The 14,013-nt window shown below is 61.9% G+C and carries 12 protein-coding genes; 11 read left to right on the top strand and 1 reads right to left on the bottom strand.

All coding sequences use genetic code 11. The features are described 5' to 3' along the window. Positions 1-91: 91 nt before the first annotated feature. A complete protein-coding gene (locus tag ACR52_RS02285; protein ID WP_048720058.1) occupies positions 92-277 on the top strand; it encodes a hypothetical protein in 186 nt (61 codons plus the stop codon). Between the two features lie 134 nt (positions 278-411). Here the strand turns inward: ACR52_RS02285 and ACR52_RS02280 are convergent, their stop codons facing one another. Further along, on the bottom strand, positions 412-2,037 hold the full coding sequence (locus ACR52_RS02280; RefSeq protein ID WP_048720056.1) for a glucan biosynthesis protein D: 1,626 nt from the start codon (positions 2,035-2,037) through the stop codon (positions 412-414). 429 nt (positions 2,038-2,466) lie between these two features. Here ACR52_RS02280 and ACR52_RS02275 point away from each other — a divergent pair, with 429 nt between their 5' ends. The 10 genes from ACR52_RS02275 (at position 2,467) to prfB (ending at position 13,924) form a co-directional block, all read left to right on the top strand. Next, complete coding sequence (locus ACR52_RS02275) at positions 2,467-3,174, top strand: tellurite resistance TerB family protein (RefSeq protein ID WP_048720054.1); 708 nt, start codon at positions 2,467-2,469, stop codon at positions 3,172-3,174. Positions 3,175-3,384: 210 nt separating this feature from the next. Further along, positions 3,385-5,007 (top strand): methyl-accepting chemotaxis protein, encoded by a 1,623-nt coding sequence (locus ACR52_RS02270; RefSeq protein ID WP_048720052.1) that lies wholly within the window; start codon positions 3,385-3,387, stop codon positions 5,005-5,007. Beyond that, positions 5,007-5,519: a chemotaxis protein CheW gene (locus ACR52_RS02265; RefSeq protein ID WP_048720050.1), complete on the top strand. Its 513-nt coding sequence runs from the start codon at positions 5,007-5,009 to the stop codon at positions 5,517-5,519. Before ACR52_RS02270 ends, ACR52_RS02265 begins: the two co-directional genes overlap by 1 nt. Continuing rightward, positions 5,516-6,775 (top strand): CheR family methyltransferase, encoded by a 1,260-nt coding sequence (locus tag ACR52_RS02260; RefSeq protein ID WP_048720048.1) that lies wholly within the window; start codon positions 5,516-5,518, stop codon positions 6,773-6,775. Before ACR52_RS02265 ends, ACR52_RS02260 begins: the two co-directional genes overlap by 4 nt. Beyond that, the gene (locus tag ACR52_RS02255; RefSeq protein ID WP_048720045.1) at positions 6,772-7,479 is read left to right on the top strand and encodes a chemotaxis protein CheW; all 708 of its coding nucleotides are present in this window, start codon (positions 6,772-6,774) and stop codon (positions 7,477-7,479) included. The genes ACR52_RS02260 and ACR52_RS02255 overlap by 4 nt, the downstream gene beginning before the upstream one ends. After that, complete coding sequence (locus tag ACR52_RS02250) at positions 7,476-9,746, top strand: hybrid sensor histidine kinase/response regulator (protein WP_048720043.1); 2,271 nt, start codon at positions 7,476-7,478, stop codon at positions 9,744-9,746. The genes ACR52_RS02255 and ACR52_RS02250 overlap by 4 nt, the downstream gene beginning before the upstream one ends. Then, the gene (gene cheB / locus ACR52_RS02245; protein ID WP_048720040.1) at positions 9,743-10,753 is read left to right on the top strand and encodes a chemotaxis response regulator protein-glutamate methylesterase; all 1,011 of its coding nucleotides are present in this window, start codon (positions 9,743-9,745) and stop codon (positions 10,751-10,753) included. Before ACR52_RS02250 ends, cheB begins: the two co-directional genes overlap by 4 nt. 49 nt (positions 10,754-10,802) lie before the next feature. Then, positions 10,803-11,804: a response regulator gene (locus ACR52_RS02240; RefSeq protein WP_048720039.1), complete on the top strand. Its 1,002-nt coding sequence runs from the start codon at positions 10,803-10,805 to the stop codon at positions 11,802-11,804. Between the two features lie 808 nt (positions 11,805-12,612). Continuing rightward, the gene (locus ACR52_RS30875) at positions 12,613-12,903 is read left to right on the top strand and encodes a hypothetical protein (RefSeq protein ID WP_173439157.1); all 291 of its coding nucleotides are present in this window, start codon (positions 12,613-12,615) and stop codon (positions 12,901-12,903) included. Beyond that, a protein-coding gene (gene prfB, locus ACR52_RS02230; RefSeq protein ID WP_152687572.1) for a peptide chain release factor 2 occupies positions 12,829-13,924 on the top strand; the annotation gives its coding sequence in 2 pieces (ribosomal slippage) (positions 12,829-12,900 and positions 12,902-13,924; 1,095 coding nt in all). The genes ACR52_RS30875 and prfB overlap by 75 nt, the downstream gene beginning before the upstream one ends. Positions 13,925-14,013 lie beyond the last annotated feature (89 nt).

Below are 14,013 nucleotides of genomic sequence, written 5' to 3'. Positions count from 1 at the left end.
GTCATTCGGTTTGCCCACGTAGGCATTGCGCTTCACGGGAGGCAGGTGATGGGCACCAGGAGTATTTGTTCGATATCAGGAGAAGCAGTCCATGGCCAAGTCCTATGGTGTAGCGGGTGCGGTAGTGTGTTTTCTGACGCGCAGGTTGGCCTTGCGCGGTCGCAGGTTGAGTTCGGATGAGGCCGAATTGCTGGCACAGTATCGCGCCCTGACCGAGAACGATCAGGTGGCGATGCGGTATCTGATTGGGGCGATGAAGAGTGTGTCGCGGTTCTAGTCGTTCATACGATCGTTCCACGCTCTAAGTGGGAATGTATACCGTGACGCTCCGCGTCGCCCTTGCGCAGGACGTGAGGTGGACGCGGAGCTTCTCGGGCGGCATTCCCACGCAGAGCGCGGGAATGATCGGTGTCAGGTGTACTTGCGCTGGTCCGGTGCCGGCGGGAAGTACTGGTACAACCAGGTTTCACTCAAGGTGCGGTCCTGGGTTCGAATAAACAGGCGCAGTTCCACCGGTTCTACGCTGTCGCTGGTCGGGTACCAGTCGAACAGGATGCGGTAGCCCTTGATGCTGTCGAGCACCAGCACGCTGAAATCCTTCACCTGGCCGTGGGAACACGTCACCACCGGTTCGATCCCGGTGCCGGGTGGCAGGCGATCCAGGCCACCGCCCTTGAAGTCCACGGCAAAACGCCGTGCCCAGACTTGCGGGTAGTGCTCGCCGGGTGCCCACCCTTCCGTAAAGCCGCCCATGCCTGAACGCGTGGCGTCGACTTGTGCCAACGGCGTGCTCACCGGCGGTAGGGCGCTCCAGTACAGTTTGTAGCCGTAGTTGAGTGATTCGCCCGCTGCCACGGGTTTTTTCGGGGTCCAGAAGGCCACTATATTGTCCAGGGTTTCGCCCGTGGTGGGGATTTCCAGCAGGTCGATCGAGCCTTCGCCCCAGGCGGTGGTTGGTTCTACCCACAGGCTCGGACGCTTGCTGTACCAGTCGACGGTGTCCTGGTAGCTGGCGAACTCGTGGTCGGTCTGCACCAGGCCGAAGCCTTTCGGGTCGGTGTCGGCAAATGCGTTGAATTGCAGCTTGGCCGGGTTGTTCAGCGGGCGGCAGATCCACTCGCCATTCCCGCGCCACATCGCCAGGCGGTCTGAATCGTGGATTTGCGGGTGGATGGTGTCGCACATCCGCCGTTCATGAGTGCCGCAGCTGAACATGCTGGTCATCGGGGCGATGCCCAGTTGTTCGATAGCGGTACGCGCATTGATGTTGGCGTCGATGGCCATCACTACCTGGTTGGCCTGGCAGTCGATATCGAAGCGGTAGGCGCCGGTTGCACTGGGCGAGTCGAGCAGGGCGTAGACCACGAAGCGCGTGGCGTTCTTGTCCGGCGTTTCGAACCAGAACTGCGTGAAGTCGGGGAATTCCTCGCGCTTCTTCGCGTAGGTATCAATCGCCAGGCCGCGTGCGGAAAGGCCGTACTGGCCGGTGGAATCCACCGCGCGGAAGTAGCTGGCGCCGAGAAACGACAGCACGTCGTGGCGATCCAGTTCCGGCGCCTTGAACAGCTTGAAGCCTGAGAAACCCAGGTCGCCGGTCAACTGTTTGGTGTCGACCGTGGTTTTTTCATAGTTGAACAGCGAAGGGCGGAAGTGCACTTCGCGGGCTTCACGGGTCTTGGGGTCAACGCTGTGCATGCGCACCGGCGTCTTGAAACCCATGCCAACGTGGAAGAACTGCACGTCCAGCTGGCCGTTCAATTCCTTCCACAACGAATGGTTGCCGTCGTAACCGATGGCGTTGAAATTCTGCGGGGTCATAGTCGCCAGGGTCGGCGGCAGCACCTGTTTGGTGTCCTGGTAGCCACGGGTTGCGAGCTGCTTGGCCTGGGCCTTGAGCGTTTCGAAGTCGAACGCCACGGCCTTGCCATCGGCGGCACGGTTCCCGGCCCAAGCCTGCGCGGCGAGCAGGCCGCTGGCCGATAAACCGGTGTAAGCCGCAATGGCCATGGACGCTTTGAGCAAATTCCTGCGGTGCATAGAGACAACCTGTCGTGAGCAAATCCCGCGCCGTTCCTGGCACGTAGCGGATCAGAAATTACGGTTCGGACATGCCTTCGGCCAAACGCAACGGACATTAAACAGACGCCGGATAGCTTAAGCGGTTCGGTGGGGAAGGAAAATTGATTGATGGCGGGGTGATGGCGTTGCATATGAAACAAGGTGTTTCCTGACATGCAGGGGGCCTGGCGAGCGAGCCCATTGTGGCGAGCGGGCCTGCCCCGCGTTGGGCTGCGAAGCAGCCCCAAAACCAGACCCCGTGGAATACCTGAAATAACCCGGTGGCTTTATTAGGGCCGCTGCAAGAGCGCGTTACATCTGGAAGCACTCTAGATCGGGGCTTTTTGGCACTTAGTTTTACGCTGAGGGCCTATTGGTCCTATGAACCCTAGTGTCTGGAGGCTACGAATGAATACCCGTGGATTGCTCGATCAGTTGCTCAAGTCTGGTCAGGACATGTTGCAGAACAAGGCTGGCGGTCAGCGTAAATCCGACGATAAAGGTGCCTTGGGCGGATTGCTTGGTGGTGGCGGCCTCGGCAGTTTGCTCGGCGGAGCAGGCGGCGGCGCCCTGGCGGCCGGGGCCATGGGCCTGCTGCTGGGTAACAAAAAAGCGCGCAAGTTCGGCGGCAAGGCCCTGACCTACGGCGGCTTGGCGGCGTTGGGTGTGATTGCCTACAAGGCCTACGGTAACTGGCAGGCGCAACAGGCCAGCGCGCCCCAAGGCGAACCGCAAACCATCGACCGCCTGCCACCGGCCCAGGTCGAGCAGCACAGCCAGGCCATCCTCAAGGCACTGGTGGCCGCAGCCAAGGCCGATGGGCATGTGGATGAGCGTGAGCGCGCGCTGATCGAGGGGGAATTCACCAAGCTGGATAACGACCGCGAGCTGCAAAGCTGGCTGCACGCCGAGTTGAATAAACCGCTGGATCCTGCCGATGTGGCGCGGGCGGCAGGCACGCCTGAAATGGCCGCCGAGATGTACATCGCCAGCGTGATGCTGGTGGATGAGGAGAACTTCATGGAGAAGTCCTACCTTGATGAACTGGCCCGGCAACTCAAGTTGGAGCCCGGCTTGAAGGTCGAGCTGGAGAAGCAGGTGCGCCTTAACCAGTAAATACGTGTCGTACGCAGATCCAAATGTGAGAGGGGCTTGCTCCCGATGGCGGTGTGTCAGTCAGCTTATCTGTAGCTGACCCACCCCCATCGGGAGCAAGCCCCTCTCACATTTGCATCGTGTAGCGCCCTACATCGAAACCCGTTGATAAATGAGGGCATGTGCTCAGCTATACTCCTCGGCATTTGATCGGCCCCTCGAGGAAATACTGTGAAGAATTGGACCTTGCGCCAGCGGATTTTGGCGAGCTTTGCGGTGATTATCGCGATCATGCTGCTGATGGTTGTCGTGTCCTACTCACGGTTGCTGAAGATCGAAACCAGCCAGGAAGCGGTCCGTGACGATGCGGTGCCGGGCGTCTATCTCAGTTCGATGATCCGCAGCGCGTGGGTCGACAGCTATTTGCAGACCATTGATATCATCGGCCTGCGCGACGATAAAACTTTCACCAATGCCGACAAGACGGACTACAAGTCCTTCGAAGCGCGTATTGAACAGCAGATGGCCAACTACGAAAAAACCATTCATAGCCAGGCTGACCGCATGGAGTTCGATAACTTCAAGGCGGCGCACACCAACTACAACAGGATCCTTGCCGAGGTGCTGGCGCGTGTTGACGCGAATGACCTGCACGGGGCGAATGTGTTGCTGGAAGAGCAATTGACGCCGGTCTGGACCGAAGGGCGCATGAAGCTCAACGACATCATCACCGAAAACAAGAGTGTGTCCGACCGAGCCACGGCGGCCATTGATGAGTCCGTGCTGTCGGCGAAGATCAGCATGGCCGTGTCGTTGGTCATCGCCATTCTCGCCGCTGGCCTCTGTGGTCTGCTGCTGATGCGCGCGATCATGGCGCCGATGAAGCGCATCGTTGAAATCCTCGACACCATGCGCACCGGCGACCTGAGCAAACGCTTGAACCTGGAGCGCAAGGACGAATTCGGTGCTGTCGAGACCGGCTTCAACGACATGATGACCGAGCTGACCGCCCTGGTGTCCCAGGCGCAACGCTCGTCGGTGCAGGTCACCACGTCGGTGACCGAGATCGCCGCCACCTCCAAGCAGCAACAGGCCACTGCCACTGAAACCGCTGCGACCACTACGGAGATCGGCGCTACTTCGCGGGAAATCGCTGCCACTTCCAAGGACTTGGTTCGCACCATGACCGAAGTGTCCACTGCTGCCGACCAAGCCTCGGTTGCCGCCGGTTCCGGCCAGCAAGGCCTGGCACGTATGGAAGAAACCATGCACTCGGTGATGGGCGCCGCCGAGCTGGTCAACGCCAAGCTGGCGATCCTCAACGAGAAGGCCGGCAACATAAACCAAGTGGTGGTGACCATCGTCAAGGTGGCCGACCAGACCAACCTGCTGTCGCTCAATGCCGCCATCGAGGCTGAAAAGGCCGGTGAGTACGGTCGCGGTTTTGCCGTGGTGGCCACCGAAGTGCGGCGCCTGGCTGACCAGACCGCCGTGGCGACCTACGATATCGAGCAAATGGTGCGTGAGATTCAATCGGCGGTGTCCGCCGGGGTGATGGGCATGGACAAGTTCTCCGAAGAAGTCCGCCGCGGCATGTTCGAAGTGCAGCAAGTGGGCGAACAACTGTCGCAGATCATCCACCAGGTACAGGCGCTGGCGCCGCGCGTGTTGATGGTCAACGAAGGCATGCAGGCCCAGGCCACCGGTGCCGAGCAGATCAACCACGCCCTGGTGCAACTGGGCGATGCCAGTAGCCAGACCGTGGAATCCCTGCGCCAGGCCAGCTTTGCCATTGATGAGCTGAGCCAGGTTGCGGTGGGTCTGCGCAGCGGCGTGTCGCGTTTCAAAGTCTGATGAGCGACCTCGCGGCTAAACGCGGCGCCGTCCCGGCAGCGAAAAAGGCGTTGTTCCTGGTGTTCCACATCGGCAACGAACGTTTTGCCCTCAGGGCCACTGAAGTGGCCGAGGTGCTGCCGCGCCTGCCACTCAAACCCATCGCCCACGCGCCGCTGTGGGTGGCGGGCATCTTCGCCCATCGCGGCGCGTTGGTGCCGGTGATCGACCTCTGCGCCCTGACCTTCGGCACACCAGCCCAGACCCGCACCAGCACACGGCTGGTGCTGGTCAATTACCAGCCAGAACCCTGGGTCGCGGCGCGCTGGCTGGGGCTGATTCTGGAACAGGCCACCGAGACCCTGCGGTGCGACCTGGCGGAGTTCAAGCCTTATGGCCTGGACAACCGCGAGGCGCCGTACCTGGGGCAGGTGCGTGAAGACGCCTTGGGCCTGATGCAGTGGGTTGGCGTCAACGAACTGCTCACCGAGCCCGTGCGTGCCATGCTGTTCTCCACCGAGCTGAGCCTATGAGCAACGACCCGCGCTTCTTTGCCTTCCTTAAGGAGCGCATCGGCCTGGACGTAGCGTCGGTCGGCGAGGCGATCATCGAGCGTGCCGTGCGCCAGCGCAGCCAGGCCGTGCAGGCACAGACGGCGGATGATTACTGGCAGCACCTGCAAAGCTCCCACGACGAACAGCAAGCGCTGATCGAAGCGGTGATCGTCCCCGAGACCTGGTTTTTCCGTTACCCCGAATCCTTTGCGACCCTGGCTCGCCTGGCCAAGGTGCGCCTGGCCGAGATCAATCAGATGCGCGCCCTGCGCATTCTCAGCCTGCCATGTTCCACCGGCGAAGAACCCTACTCGATCGCCATGGCCTTGCTCGACGCCGGCTTGGCGCCGCACCAGTTCAAGGTGCTGGGCCTTGACGTCAGCCCGCTGTCGGTGGAACGCGCCCGGCGCGGCGTGTATGGGAAAAATTCGTTTCGCGGCGGCGATCTCGAGTTTCGCGAGCGCCATTTCATCGAGCAGGCCGACGGCTACCACCTCGCCGACCGGGTGCGTGAACAAGTGCGCCTGCAGGTCGGCAACCTGCTCGACCCTGCGCTGCTCGCCAATGAACCGAGCTATGACTTTGTGTTTTGCCGCAACCTGCTGATCTATTTCGACCAGCCGACGCAAAAACAGGTGTTCGACGTGCTCAAAGGCCTGACCCACGTGGATGGCGTGCTGTTCATCGGCCCCGCCGAGGGTAGCCTGCTGGGGCGCCATGGCATGCGCTCGATTGGTGTGCCGCAGTCATTTGCGTTCAGTCGGCAGACCGAGCCGGTCAAGCCTGAGCCGGTGTTTGTACCGATGCCCGCGCCCGCGCCACAGCGCAGTTCGGCGCCGATCCCGTTCACGCCGCGACCGTTCAGCGCGGTCAGCGCTCCGGTGGTGCCGATCAAATCGCCGCAGTCCGACGCCAGCGACTTGCTCAGCCAGATCGCCACTTTGGCCAACGAAGGTAAAAGTGCCGAGGCCCGTGCCGCCTGTGAGCGTTATTTGAGCAACCACCCGCCGGCCGCCCAGGTGTTTTACTGGCTGGGGCTGCTCAGCGATGTGGCCGGAAGCGTCCTGGAAGCGCAGGGGTATTATCGAAAAGCCTTGTACCTGGAACCGCAGCATTCGCAGGCCTTGATGCACCTGGCCGCGTTGCTTGAATCCCAGGGTGACAGTGCGGGGGCGCGCCGTTTGCAGGCGCGGGCCGCCCGTAGCGAGCGAGCTGACAGTGAGTTCAAACGATGAGTAGCCCAGACGCGCTCGATACCGCTGGCCTGGACCTAGGCCTGGCCGTGGCCGACACCCAAGCCATTGATGATTGCTGGAACCGTATTGGCATCCACGGCGACAGGTCCTGCCCGCTGCTCGCCGACCACATTCACTGCCGCAATTGCTCGGTGTACTCCGCCGCCGCCACCCGCTTGCTGGACCGGTATGCCTTGCAGCAGGAGGATCGCCGCCCGGTGGCCGCTGCCGAGGGCGATGAAGATATTGTCACCCGTTCCCTGCTGATATTCCGTCTTGGCGAAGAGTGGCTGGGCATCGCCACTCGCTGCCTGGTGGAAGTGGCGCCGTTGCAACCGATTCACTCCTTGCCGCACCAGCGATCCCGCGCGTTGCTCGGCGTGGCCAATGTGCGCGGTGCCCTGGTGGCGTGCCTGTCGCTGGTGGAACTGCTCGGTCTGGACAGCACTCACAACGGCGCCAGCAGTGGGCGGATCATGCCGCGCATGTTGATCATCGCCGCGCAGGACGGCCCGGTGGTGGTGCCGGTGGACGAAGTCGACGGCATCCATGCCATCGACGAGCGCACGCTGAAGGCATCGTCGGCCTCCGGCACCCAGGCCAGTGGGCGTTTCACCCAGGGTGTATTGCAGTGGAAAGGCCGCAGCCTGCGTTGGCTGGATGAGGCGCAATTGTTGTCCGCCGTGACCCGGAGCCTCACATGACCCCCGACCAGATGCGCGATGCGTCGCTGCTGGAACTGTTCAGCCTGGAAGCCGATGCGCAGACCCAGGTCTTGAGCGCCGGGCTGCTGGCCCTGGAACGCAACCCGACCCAGGCCGACCAGCTCGAAGCCTGCATGCGTGCCGCGCATTCACTTAAAGGTGCGGCGCGGATTGTCGGGGTGGACGCCGGGGTTAGCGTGGCCCATGTCATGGAGGATTGCCTGGTCAGCGCCCAGGAAGGTCGCCTGTACCTGCAACCCGAACACATTGATGCGTTACTGCAGGGCACCGACCTGCTGATGCGCGTCGCTACGCCCGGCAACACCGTGGGCCCTGCGGATATCGAGGCCTATGTGGCGCTGATGGAGCGCCTGCTTGCCCCGTCGCAGCTGACGGCCAAAGTCGCCCCACCGCCGGCAGCGCCAGCACCGGTCGTTGAAGCACTGCCACCCGAGCCGGAACCCGCACCGCCCGTCAGCAGCGAGCCGCCGCGCCAGAATAAGCGCATGACCGAAGGCGGCGAACGCGTGCTGCGGGTCACCGCCGAGCGCTTGAACAGCCTGTTGGACCTGTCCAGCAAATCCCTGGTGGAAACCCAGCGGCTCAAGCCGTACCTGGCCAGCCTGCAGCGCCTCAAGCGTATTCAAAGCAACAGCGTGCGCGCCCTGGACAACTTGGATGGCCAACTCAAGACCCTCGGTCTGGGCCTGGAAGCCCAGGAAGCCTTGTCCGATACCCGCCGCCTGCTGAGCGAAGCCCAGGCATTGCTGGCGGAAAAAACCGCCGAGCTGGATGAGTTTGGCTGGCAGGCCGGGCAGCGCGCGCAGGTGCTCTACGACACGGCGCTGGCCTGTCGCATGCGGCCGTTTGCCGATGTGCTCGCCGGGCAGGTACGCATGGTGCGTGACCTCGGTCGCAGCCTGGGCAAGCAGGTACGCCTGGAAATCGAGGGCGAAAAAACCCAGGTCGACCGCGACGTCCTGGAAAAGCTCGAGGCGCCGCTTACCCACTTATTGCGCAATGCCGTCGACCACGGCATCGAAATGCCTGACCAACGTGTGCTGGCGGGCAAACCGGCGGAAGGCCTGATCCGCCTGCGAGCGTCCCATCAGGCCGGCCTGTTGGTGCTGGAACTGAGCGATGACGGTAATGGCGTCGACCTGGAGCGCCTGCGCGGTACCATCGTCGACCGGCACCTGTCGCCCGTTGAAACCGCCCTGCGCCTGAGCGAAGAAGAGCTGCTGACGTTCCTGTTCCTGCCGGGTTTTAGCCTGCGCGACAAGGTCACCGAAGTGTCCGGGCGCGGCGTTGGCCTGGACGCGGTGCAGCACATGGTCCGCCAATTGCGCGGTGCGGTGGTGCTGGAACAGACGGCGGGGCAGGGCAGTCGCTTCCACCTGGAGGTGCCCCTGACCCTGTCGGTGGTGCGCAGCCTGGTGGTGGAAGTCGGCGAAGAGGCCTACGCCTTTTCGTTGGCCCACATCGAACGCATGTGCGACCTGGCGCCGGATGACATCGTGCAACTGGAAGGCCGCCAGCATTTCTGGCATGAGGGCCGGCATGTCGGCCTGGTCGCCGCCAGCCAATTGTTGCAGCGCCCGCCGGGGCAAAACAGCCAAGAAACGCTGAAAGTCGTGGTAATCCGCGAGCGCGATGCGGTATACGGCATTGCGGTAGAGCGCTTCATTGGCGAACGCACCTTGGTGGTGTTGCCGCTGGATGACCGCCTGGGCAAGGTCCAGGATATTTCCGCCGGCGCCTTGCTCGATGACGGCTCGGTGGTGTTGATCGTCGACGTCGAAGACATGCTGCGTTCGGTCGACAAGCTGCTCAACACCGGCCGCCTGGAACGCATCGCCCGGCGCAGCCAGCAAGCCACCGAAGCGCCGCGCAAACGCGTGCTGGTGGTGGACGACTCGCTCACCGTGCGTGAACTGCAACGCAAATTGCTGCTTAATCGGGGTTATGAAGTGGCCGTGGCGGTCGACGGCATGGACGGCTGGAACGCCCTGCGCTCGGAAGACTTCGACCTGTTGATCACTGACATTGATATGCCTCGCATGGACGGTATTGAATTGGTCACACTCTTGCGCCGAGACACACGCTTGCAATCGTTGCCGGTGATGGTCGTGTCCTACAAGGACCGCGAAGAAGATCGACGTCGTGGGCTGGACGCCGGCGCCGACTATTATTTAGCCAAAGCCAGTTTCCATGACGACGCCTTGTTGGACGCCGTGGTGGAACTGATTGGAGGGGCAAGGGCATGAGGATTGCGATCGTCAATGACATGCCCATGGCCGTTGAGGCGCTGCGCCGCGCCCTGAGTTTCGAGCCTGCGCACGAACTGGTGTGGGTGGCCAGCAACGGCCTGGAAGCCGTGCAGCGCTGCGCCGAACTGACCCCGGACCTGATCCTGATGGACCTGATCATGCCGGTGATGGACGGCGTGGAAGCCACCCGGCAGATCATGGCCCAAACCCCGTGCGCGATTGTGATCGTCACCGTCGACCGCCAGGCCAACGTCAGCCGGGTGTTCGAAGCCATGGGCCATGGCGCCTTGGATGTGGTGGATACGCCCGCGCTGGGCGTGGGCAACCCCAAGGACGCGGCCGCGCCGTTGTTGCGCAAGATCCTCAATATCGGCTGGCTGATCGGCCAGCGTGGCAGCCGCGTGCGCGCCGAAACCGCGCCCCAGCGCAGCACCGGCAAACGTCAGCGCCTGGTGGCGATTGGTTCGTCGGCCGGCGGCCCGGCGGCCCTGGAAATCCTGCTCAAGGGGTTGCCACAGGACTTTCCGGCGGCCATCGTGCTGGTGCAGCACGTAGACCAAGTGTTTGCCGCCGGCATGGCTGAGTGGTTGAGCAGCGCTTCGGGCCTGCCGGTGCGCCTGGCCCTCGAAGGTGAGCCGCCGCAGAGTGGCGTGGTGCTGCTGGCTGGCACCAATCACCACATTCGTCTGTTGAAGAACGGCACGCTGGCCTATACCGCAGAACCGGTGAACGAGATTTATCGGCCTTCCATCGACGTGTTTTTCGAGAGCGTGGCCAGCCACTGGAATGGCGATGCTGTCGGCGTGCTGCTGACAGGCATGGGCCGCGATGGGGCCCAGGGGCTCAAATTAATGCGTGAACAAGGATATTTGACCATCGCTCAGGACCAGCAGAGTTCGGCGGTGTATGGCATGCCCAAAGCGGCGGCGGCGATTGATGCTGCTGTTGAAATTCGCCCATTGGATAGAATTGCGCCCCGATTGCTGGAGGTCTTTGCAAAATGATCCGAACCTCCCGCTGCTGGCTTGCAGGTAGTAATTCAGGTGACTGCACATGAATGATTTACAGATCGACGGCATCAAGACCGACGAAAATGCCGCCATGGTGTTGCTGGTCGACGACCAGGCCATGATCGGCGAAGCCGTGCGGCGTGGCCTGGCCCATGAAGAAAACATCGACTTCCACTTTTGCGCCGACCCGCACCAGGCGATCGCCCAGGCGATCCGCATCAAACCGACGGTGATCCTGCAAGACTTGGTGATGCCGGGCCTGGACGGCCTGACCCTGGTGCGCGAATACCGCAACCACCCAGCCACGGCGAATATTCCGATTATCGTGCTTTCCACCAAGGAAGACCCGCTGATCAAGAGTGCGGCGTTTGCGGCCGGGGCCAACGATTACCTGGTTAAGCTGCCGGACAACATCGAGCTGGTGGCGCGCATTCGCTATCATTCGCGCTCCTACATGACCCTGTTGCAGCGCGATGCGGCCTACCGCGCGCTGCGGGTCAGCCAGCAACAACTGTTGGACACCAACCTGGTGCTGCAACGGCTGATGAACTCCGATGGCCTCACCGGGCTGTCCAACCGCCGGCATTTCGACGAATACCTGGAGTTGGAATGGCGCCGCGCCCTGCGTGACCAGGCCCAACTGTCGTTGCTGATGATCGACGTGGACTTCTTCAAGACCTACAACGACAGCTTCGGCCACGTCGAAGGCGATGAGGCCCTGCGCAAAGTCGCTGCCGCCATCCGCGAAGCCAGCAGCCGCCCCTCGGACCTGCCAGCGCGCTACGGCGGTGAAGAGTTCGCCCTGGTGCTGCCGAATACCTCGCCCGGCGGCGCGCGCCTGGTGGCCGAAAAGCTGCGCATGGCTGTCGCAGCGCTGAAAATCCCGCACATCGCCCCGGCCGAGGGCTCGAGCCTGACCATCAGCATCGGGCTTTCGACCATGACGCCGGTGCAAGGCAGCGATTGCCGGCAGCTGATCATGGCGGCGGACAAGGGGTTGTATACGGCCAAGAATAATGGGCGTAACCAGGTGGGGATCGAGTAAGCCTGAGTACATATCCGTTATCTAGGTAACAGCGACTTATGGTTCCGCTCTTACAGCGGGTCACTTTTGGAAAGACCCAAAAGTAACCAAAAGGTCTTCGCCCCACCACTCGGCACCTCGCCTAGGCTCGGTGTGCCCGCACGCAGGCTTGAATCCGTGGGCCGCCGCGATGGGCCATCCTTGGCCCAGCGCGGCTAACCCGGCGTCCTGCCGGGTTACCCACGGATTCAAACCTGCGTGCGGCCAGCGTGGTTAACGGGGCGCTTCAGATCAAGATCAAGAACAGATCAAAAGCAGAGCACGGCGGCCTAGTAGCCGACCTGAGTGGTAGAAGCAAAGGCTAGATCAACAGCGGTGTGCTTTTGATTTGATGTATGGAGATCCAAGTGCGGGAGGGGCGGTGCGAAGATTCGACTTGCTCCCGATGGGGGCAGCTATAGATAAGCTGACTGATACACCCCCATCGGGAGCAAGTCGAATCGTCGCACCGCCCTCCCATATTTAAACCGAGATCGGCTTCCGGTATCAGGTCGGCTGTCAGGCCGCCTCGGCCCTGCTTTTGATCTACACCACTCAGGTCGGCTACTAGGCCGCCGTGCTCTGCTTTTGATCTGTTCTTGATCTTGATCTTAGGCGCCCCGTTAACCACGCTGGCCGAACGCAGGTATTACGGAGCGGGTAAACCGGCAGGACGCCGGTTTAGCCGCGACGGGGCAGGGACGCCCCGTCGCGGCGGCCCGCTTCGTGATGCCGGAGTGAGGGCACACCGAGCCTAGGCGAGGTGCCGAGTGGTGGGGCAAGAGCCCTTTTGATTACTTTTGGCTGGGCCGGCATTCCGGGCTCTTTTCCAAAAGTGACCCGCCGTAAGGGCGGAACCAATAACCGCCGTTACGCAAATAACGGATATGTACTCGGTTCCCTCATCGCACATAAGCCCGCCTTTTCGCCAAGCGGCCTGCCGTTCCCCCCCGATTGTCGTTATACTCGTCGGCTTTCAAAAGTTCGCCAACGAGTGCTGCCCGCCATGGAAATCAACCCGATCCTTAACACCATCAAGGACCTGTCCGAGCGCTCCGAAACTATTCGGGGGTATCTTTGACTACGATCAAAAGCATGAGCGTCTGACCGAAGTCAATCGCGAGCTTGAAGATCCGAGTGTCTGGAACAAACCTGAATACGCCCAGGAACTGGGCCGCGAGCGCTCTGCGCTGGCGCAGATCGTCGATACCCTCGACGAGTTGAACACCGGTCTGGGCGATTGCCGCGACCTGCTGGACATGGCCGTCGAAGAAGACGATGAAGGCGCAGTGGGCGATGTCGTCGCCGAGCTGGCCCGTCTCGAGGAAAACCTCGCCAAGCTTGAATTCCGTCGCATGTTCAGCCACGAAATGGACCCGAACAACGCTTACCTGGATATCCAGGCCGGTTCCGGCGGCACCGAAGCCCAGGACTGGGCCAACATTCTGTTGCGCATGTACCTGCGCTGGGCCGACAAACGCGGTTTCGACGCAACCATCATGGAGCTGTCGGCCGGTGAAGTCGCTGGCATCAAAGGCGCGACCGTGCACATCAAGGGTGAATACGCTTTTGGCTGGCTGCGTACCGAGATCGGCGTGCACCGCCTGGTGCGCAAGAGCCCGTTCGACTCCGGCAACCGTCGCCACACGTCGTTTTCCGCTGTTTTCGTCTCGCCAGAGATCGACGACAAGGTGGAAATCGAGATCAACCCGGCAGACCTGCGTATCGACACCTACCGCTCCTCCGGTGCCGGTGGTCAGCACGTAAACACCACCGACTCGGCCGTACGTATTACCCACGTACCGACCAACACCGTGGTTAGCTGCCAGAACGAACGTTCCCAGCACGCGAACAAGGACACCGCCATGAAAATGCTGCGGGCCAAGTTGTACGAGCAGGAAATGCAGAAGCGCAACGCCGCTTCCCAGGCGTTGGAAGACACCAAGTCGGACATCGGCTGGGGTCACCAGATCCGTTCTTATGTGCTCGACGCGTCGCGGATCAAGGATCTGCGCACCAACATCGAACGCAGCGACTGCGATAAGGTGCTCGACGGCGATATCGACGAATACCTGGAAGCCAGCCTGAAATCGGGGCTGTAAGACTGCAATACGGGATCGGCTGATACAGCACGATCCCGTAGGAGCCGGGGGGACGCCTAGTCCTTGCCCAGCGATCCCCAGGCCGCAGG

Source organism: Pseudomonas fildesensis (genome assembly GCF_001050345.1).
Lineage (GTDB): Bacteria > Pseudomonadota > Gammaproteobacteria > Pseudomonadales > Pseudomonadaceae > Aquipseudomonas > Aquipseudomonas fildesensis.
Note: the sequence above shows the minus strand (reverse complement) of the source record. Positions and strands in the feature narration are given on the sequence as shown.